We start from the raw sequence: 16,419 nt of genomic DNA, 5'->3' as shown, positions 1-16,419 counted from the left end.
TGTCTCGTAAACCGAGCCCCCGAATTTGACCCTCGCAACGTTGCAATTGGCGAGTCCTTGGCCTCGTGCAACCGGGATCGTCGAAGATCGGAAAGGTTCGTCATTATCGTCCTAAATCTTTTTAATTCAATCTATTAAACGCGACGCGGAGGTGAGTGCGTCTGGACCTCCAGCGGAGATAACGCAAAGGCTGGAGCTGCGAGCGACTAAGCCAATTTCTTTGCCCGTCCGCTTGCGGCAATCCAACTGGCAACGATAACGGCTGTCAAACACAGCATCCCAAGGACAGTGAAGACCGCGTTCACCGAGGGTGTAAAACCGAAGCGCATCTGGTTGAAGACCCAGATCGGCAGCGTCTGCGAGGGCCCGGCAAGAAAGAGGGTCACCATCACGTCGTCGGCGGAAAGGGTCAATCCAAGCAGTGCACCGCCAATGACAGCGCCTTTGATCAACGGTAACACCACGTGAAGAAAGCTGCTGATTCGTCCGGCGCCGAGATCGAGCGACGCCTCGACCAGCGTCGGGTCAAGCCGCCGCAGCCGGGCCAGTACCAGCATCAATGTGACTGGCATGACGAAGCTGGATTGCCCGATGATCGTGCGCACCAGGCCGGATGGAATATCCAGTAATTCGGTGCCGAGAACCATGACCACTCCCAGAACCACGGCGGGCATCGCAAGTGGCAGCGCCAGCAGCAGTTCCATCGCATGCGAACCCCTGACCGGCCGGAAATGGAGCGCCAAGGCAAATGCGGTGCCGATTGTCGAGGAAAAAAAGACGACCGAGACCGCAACTATAAGCGATCTCTGCGCCGCCATGAGAAGACCTGACGTGTCGGCGAGATCGGCATACCATTTCATCGTGAATTCGGTGATGGGAAAAGACTGCACCGTCGAGGCCCCGAAGGAAAATATCACCATCAGCACAAGCGGCGCGTAAAGGAAGGCAATGACAAGACCATAGCCGATCGATCCCGCAAACGTAGGCCAGTGGACGCCGCCCTCCCCTGTCAACGGGTGCGGTATTGCAGGCGCTTCGTCGCCGCTGAAAACGCCGCGGCTCGGGCAAAGCCATAGCAGAACGCTAAGAACAATTCCGACACTCAGGATCAACGCGACCGACGCGGCCGCACCAAAGGGCCAGTTGTTGGCCATTCCGAACTGGGAGGAAATGAGGACGCCGAGCGTCGTTCCATCGATACCGCCGACCATGGCCGGCGTCACGTAGTCGCCGACCGTCACAAGAAAGGCCAGGCTGACACCGATGGCGAGACTGCGGCGCGTCAATGGCCAGACAATGTGGGAGAAGGTCTGCAGACCGGTCGCGCCTGAGTCCTGCGAAGCCTCGATCAAGGACGTCGGTATTTTTTCGAAGGCATTGAGCGTCGAAATAAAAATGTAGGGCACCGAAATATAGGCGAAGGTCAGAATAACGGTAAAGGGCGTGTAGAGGAAGAGCGGCGATGGCTGATTTAAGATACCGGTGGTGACGAGCAGCGAATTCAGCAAACCGCTCTGGCCAAGGATGAGACGCCAGGAAAAGACACGCATCAGCAAACTGATCCATAGCGGCATCAGCACGAGCACCGTAAGGAGATTTTTGTGCCGCAGCGTCATCCGGGCGACAAAATAGGCCATGGGATAGGCGAGCAGCGCGCCACAAAGGCTGGCTGCCAGGCTGAATTCCAGCGTCGATGCAAGCAGATGCCAGAAGCCGTTTGAATTCCAAAGTCGGGCATAATTCGCAAGGGTCGGAGCGAAGATCATCCGCCCTTTGCTGATGCCAAGAAAGCTGGTGGCGATCAGCAGCAGATTGGGCAACACGACGATCAGGCCAAGCCAGGCAAGCAATGGAGCCTGCGCGAAATTCAGCTTGAGAAGGAAGCGCCGTCCAATTGCATAGGGCAGGACGAAGCCACGTGTTTCGACGGCATTATACATCAAATACCTGCGCCTGGCTGAGATTGAAACCGACCCTGACGGGCTGGCCGCTGGTCAGCCTTGTCGTTTGGGTCGCGGGGATGCTGGACAGGATCATCTGATCGCCGCAGCGCACGTTCACCTCAAGGGTCGTACCAAGAAACAGGATGTTGTCGACGATGCCTGCGAGCGTGGCGGGTACCGTTCTGCCATCCTCGGCATCGACAGTGACATCATCGTAGCGCACCGCGATCCTGCCGCTTCTCGGCTCGTTTCTGACGATGCCGGGAAAACGCACCCCGCCGATCATGGCGACGCATGTTTCCCCCTCCCGGACAAAATCGACCGGCAACATGTTTGAATTGCCGACGAATCGCGCCACAAATTCCGACCTCGGGGCGAAATACAGATCCTGCGGCTTGCCGAGCTGGGCGATGCGGCCCTCGCGCATGACCAGCACGCGGTTGGACATGGAGAGCGCCTCCCCCTGATCGTGCGTCACGTACACAAAGGCCATTTGCAGTTCCTTCTGCAAGGAGACCAGCGTGTGCTGCATTTGTTGGCGAAGCCGCAGGTCCAGCGCGCCCAGCGGCTCGTCGAGAAGAAGAATTTTTGGCTTCGACACGATGGCGCGTGCCAGAGCGACACGTTGCCGCTGCCCCCCTGAGAGCTCATGCGGCAGCCGCGCGGCAAAGCTGCCCATCTCGACGAGATCAAGCGCCTTTTCAGCCTCGATCAGCCGCTCGCTTTTGCCAATCCCCTGCATGCGCAAGGTGTATTGAACATTCTGCATGACGGACATATGCGGGAACAGCGCATAGCTTTGGAAGACCGTGCGAACATTCCGCTTGTTGGGCGGGATGTTCGAGACATCTTCACCGGACATCATCACACGGCCACGATCCGGCGTTTCGAAACCGGCAATCGTTCGAAGGATTGTGGTCTTTCCAGATCCGCTCGGGCCGAGGATGGAGAAGAATTCTCCGGGGGCGACATCGAAGGAAACGCGATCGAGGGCCGGTTTGCCAAACCGGCCATAGGTCTTGTCGACTCCATCGAGGGAGAGAATGCTTTCATATGCTGGCTGGGGCATCGTCATTACTCCGTCGTTCCAGGCAGATTTAGAGAGTACCGGACTTGAAGTCGTTCCATATCTGCAGCCGGCGGTCGAGGTCTTCCGGTCGCTGGAAGATCACCATCTTTTCCCAGAAGCCTGCGGCTTCCGAATCCGGCACGTTGGTCATCTTCAGCAAATCATCCTTGACACCAGCCTTGCGTGCCGCATCCGCTGTCAGGATGCCGTTATTGGTCGATTTCGTGATGAACCGCGACTGCCATTCGGGCGACAGATTGTCGTTGAGGAACTTGTAGACGATAGGGCGGGCGCCCTGGGGTGAGATCGAGGCGCAATCGATCCATGTCGGCGTGCCTTCCTTCGGCAGCGAATATTTAAAATTCTTGCCTTTCGCCTGCAGCGAGCTGACCACCGCGACGTTCTGGCAATAGCCGAGTATGGCGTCCCCGGCGGCATAGAGCGCAGTCGCATCGTCAAAGCCGCGCGCGATAACGCGGATCTGCTGGCGCAACGCCTTGAGCGCCTCGGTGCAGGCGGTAAATTCGGCTTCCGTCAAGTTAAACGGATCCTTCGCGCCGACATAAAGGGCAATCATCGGGAAGGTCATGGTGCAATCGTCGAACATGTTGACCTTGCCTGCATAGGCCTTGTCCCAGAGAACAGCCCATGTATCGATCTTAGTGACCTGGCCGGCGTCGAACATCAGCGGCTGGGTACCCCAATTATAGGGAATGCCCATGGTTTCACCGCCGACGCCCACATATTTTTTCCAATCGAGCGAGGGGCTGATATTGGCGGTGTTGGCCATGGCAGCCGGATCGATCTTGGCAATAAGGTTGGCTTCCTTGAAACGCGGCAAGGAGCCGGTCTCGACATAGAGCACGTCAGCATGCACGGCGCCCGAAAATGCTTGGGAGAAAAGCTCGTCTTCGGAACCGATACGCACGGCCTTGACGTCGGTGTTGTTGGCCATGCCCCATTCGGCGATCCAGTCATCGTCGTGATAGGTCTCCCACGTCAGCAGGGTGATCGTCTCGGCGGCTTGCGCCGGACGGATGAGGTTGGGCGCGAAGAGTGCCGTTGTCAGAGCGGCGGTGCCCGTTTTCAGCATGGTGCGTCTATCAATGGCTTTTTTAAAAATGGCGGTGTTCATTGTGTTCACCTCTGTTGGTTTTTGTAACGGTAGACATGCTGCAACATGCGTGCCAGCTACCCTTTCAGGATAGCTGAGCGAACGATTGTGGCCGCCGCCGTTCGGGCATTTTTGCTATCATTCTGATTTTCCAAATGAGTTTCATTTTGATACCGTGGCCGAGGCGAATTCGATCTCATCCCCTGCATGTTGGGGCAGATACGTGTTGTCGCAAAGATGACGCGTCGCGTCTTTTTCGTGAGACTCGCGCTGGACCAAATTCGAGCTTTTTCAACCATGGGCGCTCATCCGAATCGCTCTGGAGAAAATGCGGCAATGGGAATGCGCGGCGCGCGGCCCGCGACCAGATCTGCCACCAGCAATCCGGTCTGGGCGCCGCCCGCCATGCCGACATGGCCGTGTCCGAAGGCGTAGATAATATCCCCAGTGCGGCGCGATCGCCCAATGACCGGCAGGGAATCCGGCATGCTTGGCCGAAATCCCATCCAGACCTCGGCATCCCTCGGATCGATAGTCGGAAGTTCCGGCAGAAGGCGTTGACCGAGTGTCAAAAGCTTGTGCGCGCGCTTCCAATCGGGCTCGGCATCGAGCCCGGCAAATTCAACCGTCCCCGCAATACGCAAGCCGCCCTCCATGGGTGTTGCAACGAACTTTCCCGAGGTATCCATGATCGGGATGCGAGGCATATGATCAGAATAAGGCACCACGATATGGTATCCTCGCTCCGTATCCAGCGGGATATGATCGCCAAGCTGTCTTGTGAATATTTTCGAGTGGGCGCCGGTGGCAATGACGGCCATTTCACAGGACACCAACCCGCGGTCTGTCCGTACGCCACGAATTCTTTCACCCTCCATCTCAAAGCCTTGCGCAGCTGCAGGAAGGATCGTGCCGCCGTCACGCAGGAATGCGTCCGCCAGCATTTGGACGAGCCGGTTGGGATTGACGGTGTGCCCATTGTCGGGAAAGAAGACGCCGAGCCTGCAGGAATGGGCCAGAGCTGGCTCCTGCTGCCACAGCGCCTCGTCCTCGAGTACCGTAAACGCAATCCCGTTGTCCCGTCTCAGCTTCCAGGCAAGCGCATCCGCTTCGAAATCGGCGCGTTTCGGGTAAACCACGAGATGACCGTCCTGGCGGACCAGCGCCTGGGCACCAGCGTTGATGATCAGGGGTCGATAGACACCGACGGAATCGCGCAGCAGATCGCCCAGTGCGCGCGCTTGCGCTTCGACCTTGTCGCGGGTTCCCGAGCGTAGAAAACGGATGAGCCATGGTGCAATGGTGGGAAGATAGGACCAGCGGATGGATAACGGCCCCAGAGGATCCAGCAGCCATCCGGGGACCTTTATGAGGTTGCCAGGCATCGACATCGGCACCACGGATGATGGGTTGAAGCATCCGGCATTCCCGTAAGATGCGCCCCGCCCGATCTGCCCAGGCTCAACGATCGTGACCGCATGACCGTCTCGCAGCAGCCAGCTGGCAGCGCATACGCCGACAACGCCGCCGCCGATCACCACGACGCGTTTCGCCTGACCTTCGCCAGATACCACTGTCACGATCCTGCTGCCACTGTCGGAACAACCGAGCGCAGTCCATCGAACTGGCCATTCACATAGAGTAGCGGATGCACGTCTTCGCCCAAAAGCTTGATCTCATCGACAAGGCCGAAGAAAACCGTATGGGTTTGCACCTCCATGGCGTGGTGGACGCGGCAGTCGAAATTGGCCAGCGCGCTGGTGAGGACAGGCGCGCCGGTCGACAGTGTCTGCCAGTCGCATAGCGCGAACCGCCGTTGGCGAAATTCAGCGGAGCTGAACAATCTGGCCGTTTCGATATCCGTCTCTCGCAACACGTTGACGCAGAATTTTCCGGCCCGCATGATCGTGTCATGACACGAGACTGTCTTGCTGACGCAGACCAGCAGCAGCGGCGCCGGATCGGCGGAAACCGACGTCACGGAGGTCGCGGCAAACCCATGCGGCTGGCCATCTTCAAACGTGGTTATGATCGATACACCGGCCGCTAGCCGGCGCATCCCCTGTTTGAACATTTCTGATTGGGTCACGCTCGATCTCCTTCGACGGCATTTATCTCTGCGTTTAATCACGCAAAGGCCATGCCAATCGTTCCGGAGATGCAGAAGGGAGGTGTTTGGCGGAGAGTCATCTCATCCGTCTTAGTGTTGAGACGGAAGCGTGCAGCGTTGAGACCGTGGAGATGAATGGATCAGTTGACGATCTTTTGAGATCCCAGGCCGTGCTGCTTTATTTTGCGGTAAAGCGTTGCGCGGCTCATATCCAGTGCCCGTGCGGACTTGATGACATCGTTTCCATAGCGCGCCAAGGTTTCAACGATGACCTTGCGTTCGGCCTCCTGCAGAGGATCGCATGGAAGGATGGCATCATTGACAGCCGCGACCTGGCCCTGATGTCCATCGAGGGGCAGCGCCAGATCTTCCACCGCGATAAGGCCGTCCTCGCAAATCCATTGGGCACGCTGCAGCACGAACTTCAATTCGCGTAGATTTCCAGGCCAGCTATGCCGCATCAGGGCCGTCAGGGCGTCACGGCTAAGTCTTGCCGCAGGCGCCTTGGCCTCGCTTGAAAGGAGGCGCCTTGCGATATCCTCCAGATCGGCACGCTCCCTCAGCGGCTGCAACTCGACAACGACGCCGGCAAGACGATAATAGAGGTCCTGACGAAACCGTCCTTCAATGACCGCTTGGCGCACATCATTGTTCGTTGCAGCGATGACGTTGATATCGATATGTTCCGTCTTGGCCGATCCAAGCGGGCTCACCTCACCGGATTCCAGCACTCTCAGAAGGCGCGTCTGAAGCGATAGCGGCATATCGCCGATCTCGTCGAGAAACAGCGTGCCGCCGTCGGCCTGTTGAAGGCGTCCGAGATTTCCCTCCCGCTTCGCACCTGTAAATGCGCCGACGCCATAACCGAACAATTCGCTGTCGATCAGGCTTTCGGGAACGGCAGCGCAGTTGAAGGCGACAAAGGGTTTGTCCCTTCTTTTGCCTTCGTAATGCAAAATCTTCGCCAGCGTGTCTTTGCCCACTCCGGTCTCACCAAGCAGCAAAACAGGCAATGAACTGCCTGATACACGCCGGAGCAAGCGGGCTGCGGCCTGCATTTTGGGATGCGACCCAAGACATTCCTCAAGATTGATTGGATCAGGCTTGCTGCGCGCAATCGAGGCGGGCTTCGCCAACCGAACTGCCGATTTCGTGCTCTTCGTCCCGCGCATCCCCGGCATATTGCCACGCGCATGCAGGACTGTGGCATTGCAGACGGCCTGATTATCCAATCTGCGCAAGCCGGTGACACTGCCGGAATAGGCAAATTCATCAACGAGATCGGGGCTTCGCTCGAAAATGGCCCAGAGATCGCGCTCCCAGCGCCCGTCGTCCGACCAGCCATAGCAGAGACGGGCACCGTGATTTGCGCCGATAATTCGCTGCTCCGGATCGAGCGCCAACAAAATCGCTTGCTCGCTTCCGCCAATCTTCAAGATCGTATCGTTGCGGAAGCGGTTGAGAAAAAATTGATTGCTCAAACGCTCGGCTGTTTTGATCGTGAGACCAGCCACCATAGAGAAGGTCTCGCCTGTCACATTGGCGTTTCCGGTCGAGACATTGAAAACACCGATCATGTCCGCGTCCGCCGAAAGCACAGGGGCTGCTATGCACGACAGCGATGAGAACTCACTGAAAAAATGGTTGTTGCCCATCACCATCGTCGGCCGCTTTTCTATCACGCATGTGCCGACGCCATTGGTCCCTGCCATCCCCTCCGCCCAGATCGTTCCAGGCTGTTCAACATCCAAAGAGGCGTCCGCGTTGCTGTCGGCTTGATAATGAAGAATGATGCCGGCCATATCCGAAAAACTGGCGCAGAAACTTGCCGCCTGCAATGTCGAGTGAACGAACTCGAGTTCATTGCGGATTGTCGCGAAGTTTTCGTCAAACGGCTGCCGCTGTTCGGAGATCTCCTGGGTGGTCAGCGACGGGACACGGGCCTTGGATCCGCGGTCGAAGCGGTAACGATCCCGGCAACGTTTCCAGGACTGATCGAGGTTTGCCAATCTGCTGGCGTTCAGGCCTACGAGATCAATGCCGCCGGAGGCCTGCAGAAGGGGAGTTTTATTATCGTCTGTTCGCAGAACCATGGAAGAATCCCCTCGGTCGCCAGCGGGTTGTCCATAATTTATGCAGCAATAATGCTTGCCGTCAAGATGTGCAATTACATTTGAAGGAAATGGCGTGCCGTCATTTACGCCAGTCCGGCGACCAGTTCTCCGAAACGCATAGGCCCGTCTCAAAGGCTTTCAAAAATGAGACTGGGTTTCGCTTACGCGAGACGCCTGCGGTTCCGTATCCAAGCCGGAGAAGCTGAAATAACCTGCAAACACGCCTTTAGGGCTGGTGGATCGCGGTGGCACGGTCATTGCGTGAGTGTCGTCAGGACACCAACGCATGAGGATGTGCAATGAAACTCTCCTTCTTTATGATGCCAATGCACAATATGAACCGCGATTACCACGCGACCCTGCAGGAAGACATCGACGCTGTGATTTTGGCAGACGAGCTCGGCTTCGCAGAGTTTTTCATGGGCGAACACTATACTTGCGAAATTGAGCAGGTGTCATCGCCGATGATGTTCTTGGCTTTCATCGCCAAGCAGACCAAGAATATCAAGCTCGGCACCGGCGTGCTGCCGTTGCCGCTTTACCACCCCGTGATGGCTGCCTCCCATATCGCATTGCTCGACCACCTGACGGAGGGGCGGCTCATTCTTGGGGTGGGAACAGGCGCGCTCGGCTCGGACTTCGAGGCCTTCGGCATGGTGGATGCGAATCGGCCGGAAATGATGATGGAATCTCTGGACATGCTTTTGAAGATATGGACCACGGACGCTCCGTATGACATCAAAGGAAAATACTGGAACGTGCAGCTGAAGGACAACATGTGGCCAGACCTCGGAGTCGGCTCGCTTCCAAAGACCTATCAGCAGCCCCATCCGCCCCTTGCCCTCTCCGTCAGCAGTCCGAATTCGCATTCGATCCGCGTCGCCGCCCAGCGCGACATGATGCCGATTTCCGCCAACTTCGTCGCATCCTGGGTCGTCAAGACCCATTGGGAGACCTACGTCGATGAAATGAACAAGCTCGGCAAGACACCCGATGGATCTGCCTGGCGAGTGGCGCGGAGCATCTTCGTTGCCGATACGGACGAAGCGGCGGAAGCCTATGTCAAAACAAGCGGCGGCGCCTTTGACTGGTACTACGACTACATGTTCACGGTCTATGAACGTCTCGGCGCCCCCGGTCTTCTCGCCCCCCATCCCGACACGCCGGTGGAATCGATCACCCACGAAATGGTCCGTGACAATTTCGTCATCTATGGCAGTCCGGAAACGGTAGCCCGCAAGATCCTCGCATTCCGCGAAGAGGTAGGCCCGTTCGAAACGCTGATGCTAACCGCCCATGACTGGACGGACAAGGCCGTGATGCGAAAGTCCATGGAGCTGCTGGCCAACAAGGTCATGCCAATTGTCGATGCGGCGTTGGCCGAAGAGCCGCTCCAGCGATCAGCTTGAGCAAGACATCACAGAATTGGAGACAGATCATGTCCATTGGCGAGAACAGTATACTTGAACCCGGCAAACTTTGGTGGAACTGGTTTGGGGAGCAGAATTTCGTTCCGCGCCATCTGGCGCAGCCACGCACGGAGGAGGAGGTACGCCAGGCCGTGCTGAAGGCGCGCGCGCTTAACCTGCCGGTCCGAGCCTCCGGCCGGGGCCATTCCAATCCGCCGATCGTCGCGACGCCCGGGGTTCAGATCGATCTCAGCCAGTTTGCCGGTGTGACTGCGGTCGACCTCGAAAAATACCAGGTCACGGTGGAGCCGGGCATTACCGTCGGGGATCTCAGCCGGTATCTGCGCACCAAGGGAATGTCGCTGAACAATCAGGGCGATATCGATACGCAGTCGATTTGCGGCGCCCTTGCTACCGGCACCCACGGGGCCGGCATCACCCTGCCCTGCCTTTCAGCCCAAATGGTGGCTGCCCGCATAGTTACGGCAGATGGCAGTTTTCTCGATACGACAGCGGAAAAGGACGGCGATCTGTTTCGCGCTTTTCGGACCTCGCTCGGTATGTTCGGCATCGTCGTGTCGATTACGCTGCAGGCCGTGCCATCCTACAATATCCACAAGCGATCCTGGAATACTGATGTCGAAGACTGCATCGAGGGTTTGCAACAAAGGCTGAAGGACAACCGGACATTTTGGTTTTTCTGGTTGCCACACCAGACATCGGCCGAGCTTTTTGTGCTGCCGGATGGAATTCCAAGCACGGCGAGCCGTGCGGCGGATATCTGCCACATGCGCACCTATAATGCCGTACCGGTAAGCGAGCCCGGCCCGGAGCTCGGCCCCGGCGAAGAGTTCGACCACAGCTCGGTCATTTTTCCGAACCTCTACGAGCCAAATTTTCGCGAAATGGAATACGCCGTTCCTTTCGCGGACTACGAGGAAACCTTTGCAGAAGTCCGCCATCTCTTCCTCACGAAATATCCTGATGAGACCTATCCGGTCGAAAGCCGACCGGTGAAAGCCGACGACTCCTATCTCAGCGCCTATGCCGAGCGCGACGGCTATGCGATCGGCGTATCAGGCAAGCCGGAGGCTTCAACCTGGCCCCTGCTTCGCGATGTCGATGCGATATTCGAACGACGCGGCGGGCGACCCCATTGGGGCAAGCACCATTTCATGACGCCTGCACGGCTTGAGAAGCTTTACCCACGTTACGACGCATTCAAGACAATGCGACGCGAAATCGATCCCGATGGCATTTTTCTCAACGACCACCTGCGCGGGCTATTCGCCTGAGATGGCAGCCACATCGCCCGCCTTGCAACGCAATCAAAGGATAGATCCATGACCCATCACGACTTGGGACTGCTCAATTCCGTAAAGAAGTTGATCATTGACGGTCGGCTCGTCGATGCCGTCGATGGCCGGACGTTCGAGACCCGCAATCCCGCTACCGGCGAATTGCTCGCGACCATTTCTGAAGGCGACGCACGCGATATCGATCTCGCTGTCGCTGCCGCCCGGCGCGCCTTCGAAGGGCCTTGGAGCAAATTCACGCCTTTTCAGCGGCAGGAATGCATTCTGAAGTTTGCTGACCTCATCGACCAGCACTTCGAGGAATTCAGCCTTCTCGACACGCTCGACATGGGCGCGCCGATCAGTTTCACACGCGGACGCCGGCAGCGGGCGATAGGCATGCTCAGGTTCTACGCCGGCATGTGTACGGTCATTCAGGGCGGCACCTTGCCGAACTCACTGCCGGGCGACGTCTTCAGCTACACCCTGAAGGAACCGGTCGGCGTCGTCGGTGCGATCACGCCGTGGAATGCCCCTTTGACCTCGACGATCTGGAAGATCGGGCCCGTGCTGGCCACCGGCTGTACAATGGTCTTGAAGCCCTCCGAAGAGGCGCCGCTGACGGCGCTGCGGCTGGGTGAACTGGCGCTTGAAGCCGGCATCCCGCCCGGCGTCATCAATGTCGTGCCGGGCTTCGGCCATACGGCGGGCGCCGCACTGGCGGCTCATTTGGATGTCGACAAAGTGGCATTTACGGGATCGGATGTCACGGGCCGCAAGGTCATCGAGGCATCGAAAGGCAACATCAAGCGGCTGATGCTCGAGCTTGGCGGCAAGTCGCCGGATATCGTCTTTGCCGACGCCGACCTCGACAAGGCCGTTCCAGGCACCGCGATGGGCATATTTGGCAATAGTGGTCAGATCTGCAGCGCCGGATCGCGATTGCTGGTCGAGCGAACGATCTATGACGATTTCGTCGAGCGTGTCTCGGTCTTTGCAAAGTCGCTTCGCGTCGGCAACGGCATGGATACCGCCACCCAGATCGGGCCGGTCGTGTCCGCCAGACAGATGGATCGCGTTCGCTCCTATATCGATATCGGCATCGGCGAAGGTGCTGCTGTTTCTGCTGGCGGCGAACAGATGACGGAAGGCGCGCTTGCCGGCGGATATTTCATCCAGCCAACCGTTCTCAGCAATGTCGGCTTCGAGATGCGCGTCGCCCAGGAGGAGATCTTCGGCCCGGTTGTCACCGCCATTCCATTCGACAGCCAGGAGGATGCAATCCGCATCGCCAATAGCACCGTATATGGCCTTGGAAGCGGCGTGTGGACCCGCGACGGCGCCAGGGCCCACGTCATGGCGAAGGCCATTCGTTCCGGCACCGTATGGATCAACTGCTACGGCGCGCTCGACCCTGTCATCCCATTCGGTGGCTATAAAATGAGCGGCTACGGGAGGGAATCCAGCACACAGCATGTCGAAGATTATCTGCATACCAAGGCGGTGGTGATGCAGAACGGCTGAGAGAAGCTCTCATAAATCCGGTGGTCGAAAGCGCCAAGGCCAAGGGTATCAAGCTGTTCACCAGCGACAGTGATGCCCCGGACAGCGGCCGCGCCGTCTATGTCGCCCAGGCAACTGACGAAGGCCTCGGCACGACGATCGTCGACGAACTGGTCAAGCGGGTCGGCGAGGATGCGACGATTGGTATCGTCTCGGGCGAAGCGACGGCCTCCAATCTCAATGCTTGGATCGGCTTCATGCAGAAGTAAGCCGCTGCCAAATATCCGAAACTGAAACTGCTGCCACCGCAATATGCCGGCGGCACGGCCGAGCGCGCCGCGCAGATCTCCGGCGACCTTATGGCCGCCAATCCGAACATCAAGGCGATCATCGCCGTTGCTTCCTCGACCTGCCCGGGCGTCGCCCAAGCGATCGAAACGGCCGGCAAGATCGGCTCTGTCATCGGCGCCGGCTACTGCAGCCCGAATACGGCGCGGTCCTACATCAAGAGCGGCGCCTTCGGCTTCACCGTCCTCTGGGATCCGGAAAAGCGCGGTTACCTGACAGTCTGGGCCGGCAAGCAGTTGATCGACGGCAAGGTCTTCGAAGCGGAAAACAAAGTTCCGAGCTTCGATGCACCCGTCAAGTATGATGCCGCCAAGGGTATCCTGTTGCTCGGTCCGCCGGCGGTGTTCACGGCCGACAATGTCGACAAGTTCAACTTCTGAGCCCTGACATGAAAGCGATGCGACAGACTGGAAACGGTATCTTCTCCATGAACGGGCGGGAATGGTCTCTGCTTGCCGCCTGTATCCTGTCAATCATCATCTTTTCTGTCGCATCCCCCTATTACGCGACATTCGGCAATGCGGCGACCGTGCTGCGCAACAGCGTCGAGCTGCTGTTGATCGGCCTCGGCATGACGCTGCTGCTGGCCATGGGCGGCATCGACGTGTCGATCGGCATCGTCATGGGCCTAGCGGCGATCGCCATCGGCCGGCTGCTTGGGATTGGCGCCAACCCCGCCGTGACACTTGTTATCGGCCCGATCGTTGGTGCGCTGCTCGGCTGCGTCACGGCTGCCGTCGTTGTCCTCGGCCGCGTTCCGGCGATTGTCGGCACGCTCGGTCTCCTCGGCGTCTACCGCACCGGCGTCTTCGTCCTGCTCGGCGGTCAGTGGCTGTCGGGACTGCCACCTACCCTGACGAATCTGCTTGGAGCCACCGTACTCGGCATTCCCATCTCCGCCGTCGTCATTGCCTTTGCCTATCTCCTCGTCTGGCTGGCCCTGCGGCGGACGCCTTATGGCCTCTATCTGCTGGCGATCGGCAATTCGGAGGAGAAGGCGCGGCTGTCTGGCATCCCTGTCGTTAAGGTGCGCTTCATGACCTTCATCATCAGCGGCATCCTAACCGGCATCGCCGCCACCTTCTATGTTGCCACCTACCGTAACGTCGAAATGACTATCGGCAGCACGCTGGCCCTCGATGCCATCGCCGCGGTGATCCTTGGCGGCACCAGTATCTTGGGCGGCAAGTGCAGCTTGGTCGGCACCATCTTCGGGGTGCTGCTGCTCAGAATTCTGCAAAACGGGCTGCTGCTGATCGGCGTTCCTTCCCTCTGGCAACCCGTCGTCACCGGCGTCCTGATCATCGCCGTGCTTGGCTTCGAAGCCCTGTCCAACCGGCTGCCGCTAGCACAACTCCTGCGAGCTCGCGCATGAAGACGCTGAAGAACCTCCGGGGTCCTGCCCTGATCCTCACTTTGCTCTGCGTGCTATGGCTGGTGGTCATCGTCGGCCTGCTGGTGCTCAGGCCTGCGGCCTACAATCTCGGGACAGTAACCACCATCCTGCAATTCTCGACGATTCTCGCCTTGGTCGCTCTCGGACAGGGCCTGGTCATCATGGCCGGCGGCGCCGGCATTGACCTGTCGGTCGGCGGCGCGGCGCAATCCGGCGTGCCGGCATGGCTGCTGGTCTGGGGCCGCGGTGTCGCCTTCGGCATTCCGGTACCTTTCCTGACGCTTGCCATTCCCTGTTTTGCCATCGCCGGCGTCGTGCTGATCTCGACCGCCTGGGGCCGCTGGATCTATGCGATGGGCTTCAATGAACGTTCGGCCAGGCTGGTCGGCATCCCGGTCGGCCGCGTGCGCTTCATCCTCTATACCCTCAGCGGCGCGCTTGCCGGGGCCGCAGGCCTGGTGTCGATTGCCTGGCTCGGCAGCGGCCGGCCGAATATCGGCCAGAACCTCGAGCTGGAATCGCTGACGGCAGCGATGCTCGGCGGCGTCGGCGGCGTGTTTGCAGCCGTGCTCTTGCTGGTGACACTGAAGACCGGTCTTCTGCAGCTCAACATCAATACGGTTTGGCAGGTGGGAATTGTCGGCGCCCTGCTGGTTTTCGTCCTTCTCGCCGACCGACTATCCCAACGTTGGAGATCATAATGCCGTCCATCGAAGAGACCATTGCCGCGCGCGTTGAGGCGAATGCCGATCGCATCGTCAAGACGCTGAGCGACCTCGTCGCCTTTCCATCGATCGTCAAATCGAACCCCAAAGACGCCGGCCCGGGCGAACGCGACTGCCAGCTCTATCTGCAGAAGCGACTAGAGACGCTCGGCTTCACAACCGACCTCTGGGATCCGGACGGTCCGGCGCTCTATGAGAAGTACAAAGGCCGCGCCGGCGCCAACAAGGGCCGGACATTCGAGGGCCGTCCGAATCTCGGCGGCACCTTGAAAGGCACCGGTGGCGGGCGCTCGATCATGCTGACCGGCCATATTGACGTCGTGCCGCCGGGTGCTGCCGAACACTGGACCACCGATCCGTTCGAGCCGGTTCTCAAGGACGGCTTCCTGCACGGCCGCGGCACGGTCGACATGAAGGGCGGCGTCGCCTGCATGCTGATGGCCGTCGAGATTCTCAAGGAACTCGATATCCCGCTGTCGGGGGATGTCGTCTTCACTACGTTCGTCGATGAGGGAAATCGGCGAAGTGGGGTCGCTGGCCATGGTCGATCGCGGCTTCCATGCCGATGCCAGCATCATGACCGAGCCGACCGCCAACAAATCGCCCCGCTTTGCCACCGCATTCTGTGGGGAAAAATCATCATCGATGGCATCGGCGGCCATGCGGAACTGACTCCGAACGCCTAGTATACAAGCGGCCCGGCCGACGCCGTACAGCTCTGCCGACAGATTTTCGACGGCATCGACATTCTCAATCGCCGCTGGATGATCGATCCGAAGAAGAACCATCCGCTGATGTACCTGCCTAACCAGATTATCGCCACCCAGATGAGCGCCGGCGAACACCCGTCTTCAAGGCGGGCCGCGGCGAAATCATCGTCGACGCGCGGTACCTGCCGAGCGAGCACGACGAATTCAAGCTCGGCGGTCATGTCAAGCGCGAGATCGAAGAGCAGATCGCCCATGTTTGCCAAACCGATCCCTATCTGCGTGCGCACCCTGCCCGCATCGAATGGATCCTTGACGCCGACTGCGCCGAAATCCCGTCGGACAATCCCTTCGTCGGCATCTTCCAGACCGCCGTTAACGAAGCAGACCTGTCACCTGTTTTGAGCGGCTTCGGAGCTCATAGCGACATCGGGTTGCCGACAGGTCTGGGTAAAACACCGACCGTGAACTTTGGACCGGGTGATCCGGCACAAGCACATCAGCCCAACGAGCGCGTCTCGGTGCGCGATCTTGTTGATTGCACCAAAGCGATCGCGCTTGCCGTCGAGAAATGGTGCCGTTAGGTATCAGCGGCTTCGATAAAGTCCAATGGATTTAACGAAGCCGCAGCCTTGTTTTCTGCAATGGCGACCATTCAATACAGCGTGTATCAGGCTTATGCTTGT

At 58.8% G+C, this 16,419-nt stretch carries 11 protein-coding genes and 2 pseudogenes; 7 read left to right on the top strand and 6 right to left on the bottom strand.

The features are described 5' to 3' along the window. Positions 1-206: 206 nt before the first annotated feature. From AVCG78_RS24495 to AVCG78_RS24470, 6 genes are all read right to left on the bottom strand, one after another. Entirely contained in the window at positions 207-1,940 is a 1,734-nt protein-coding gene (locus AVCG78_RS24495) for an ABC transporter permease subunit (RefSeq protein ID WP_071585058.1), read from the bottom strand. After that, complete coding sequence (locus tag AVCG78_RS24490) at positions 1,933-3,012, bottom strand: ABC transporter ATP-binding protein (RefSeq protein ID WP_409065505.1); 1,080 nt, start codon at positions 3,010-3,012, stop codon at positions 1,933-1,935. The genes AVCG78_RS24495 and AVCG78_RS24490 overlap by 8 nt, the downstream gene beginning before the upstream one ends. Before the next feature lie 28 nt (positions 3,013-3,040). After that, positions 3,041-4,147, bottom strand: a complete 1,107-nt coding sequence (locus AVCG78_RS24485) for an extracellular solute-binding protein (RefSeq protein ID WP_071585057.1) — start codon at positions 4,145-4,147, stop codon at positions 3,041-3,043. Between the two features lie 284 nt (positions 4,148-4,431). After that, positions 4,432-5,706, bottom strand: coding sequence for an NAD(P)/FAD-dependent oxidoreductase (locus AVCG78_RS24480; protein ID WP_234617969.1), 1,275 nt, complete (start codon positions 5,704-5,706; stop codon positions 4,432-4,434). Beyond that, the gene (locus AVCG78_RS24475) at positions 5,703-6,215 is read right to left on the bottom strand and encodes a flavin reductase family protein (RefSeq protein WP_234617970.1); all 513 of its coding nucleotides are present in this window, start codon (positions 6,213-6,215) and stop codon (positions 5,703-5,705) included. The genes AVCG78_RS24480 and AVCG78_RS24475 overlap by 4 nt, the downstream gene beginning before the upstream one ends. Before the next feature lie 161 nt (positions 6,216-6,376). Further along, positions 6,377-8,329: a sigma-54-dependent Fis family transcriptional regulator gene (locus tag AVCG78_RS24470; protein ID WP_071585054.1), complete on the bottom strand. Its 1,953-nt coding sequence runs from the start codon at positions 8,327-8,329 to the stop codon at positions 6,377-6,379. A 320-nt stretch (positions 8,330-8,649) separates the two neighbouring features. On the opposite strand from AVCG78_RS24470, the gene AVCG78_RS24465 reads away from it, so the two are divergent. From AVCG78_RS24465 to AVCG78_RS27385, 7 genes and pseudogenes are all read left to right on the top strand, one after another. Further along, complete coding sequence (locus AVCG78_RS24465) at positions 8,650-9,759, top strand: LLM class flavin-dependent oxidoreductase (RefSeq protein WP_071585053.1); 1,110 nt, start codon at positions 8,650-8,652, stop codon at positions 9,757-9,759. Between the two features lie 29 nt (positions 9,760-9,788). Continuing rightward, positions 9,789-11,054: a D-arabinono-1,4-lactone oxidase gene (locus AVCG78_RS24460; RefSeq protein ID WP_071585052.1), complete on the top strand. Its 1,266-nt coding sequence runs from the start codon at positions 9,789-9,791 to the stop codon at positions 11,052-11,054. A gap of 48 nt (positions 11,055-11,102) precedes the next feature. Next, entirely contained in the window at positions 11,103-12,578 is a 1,476-nt protein-coding gene (locus AVCG78_RS24455; protein ID WP_071585051.1) for an aldehyde dehydrogenase family protein, read from the top strand. Between the two features lie 11 nt (positions 12,579-12,589). Next, a pseudogene (locus AVCG78_RS24450) lies at positions 12,590-13,285 on the top strand (autoinducer 2 ABC transporter substrate-binding protein); the annotation flags it as partial. 8 nt (positions 13,286-13,293) lie between these two features. Continuing rightward, complete coding sequence (locus tag AVCG78_RS24445; RefSeq protein ID WP_081355452.1) at positions 13,294-14,280, top strand: ABC transporter permease; 987 nt, start codon at positions 13,294-13,296, stop codon at positions 14,278-14,280. Then, positions 14,277-15,002 carry an ABC transporter permease gene (locus tag AVCG78_RS24440; protein ID WP_071585049.1) on the top strand — a complete coding sequence of 242 codons (726 nt, stop codon included), beginning with the start codon at positions 14,277-14,279 and terminating at the stop codon, positions 15,000-15,002. Before AVCG78_RS24445 ends, AVCG78_RS24440 begins: the two co-directional genes overlap by 4 nt. Continuing rightward, positions 15,002-16,317, top strand: a pseudogene (locus AVCG78_RS27385) (M20 family metallopeptidase). The gene AVCG78_RS24440 and the pseudogene AVCG78_RS27385 overlap by 1 nt, the downstream one beginning before the upstream one ends. Positions 16,318-16,419 lie beyond the last annotated feature (102 nt).

Origin of the sequence: Gillisella vitis (assembly GCF_021559775.1) — a bacterium.
Lineage (GTDB): Bacteria > Pseudomonadota > Alphaproteobacteria > Rhizobiales > Rhizobiaceae > Allorhizobium > Allorhizobium ampelinum.
The sequence above is the reverse complement of the archived record's forward strand: the minus strand, read 5'-3'. Positions and strand labels throughout refer to the sequence as shown.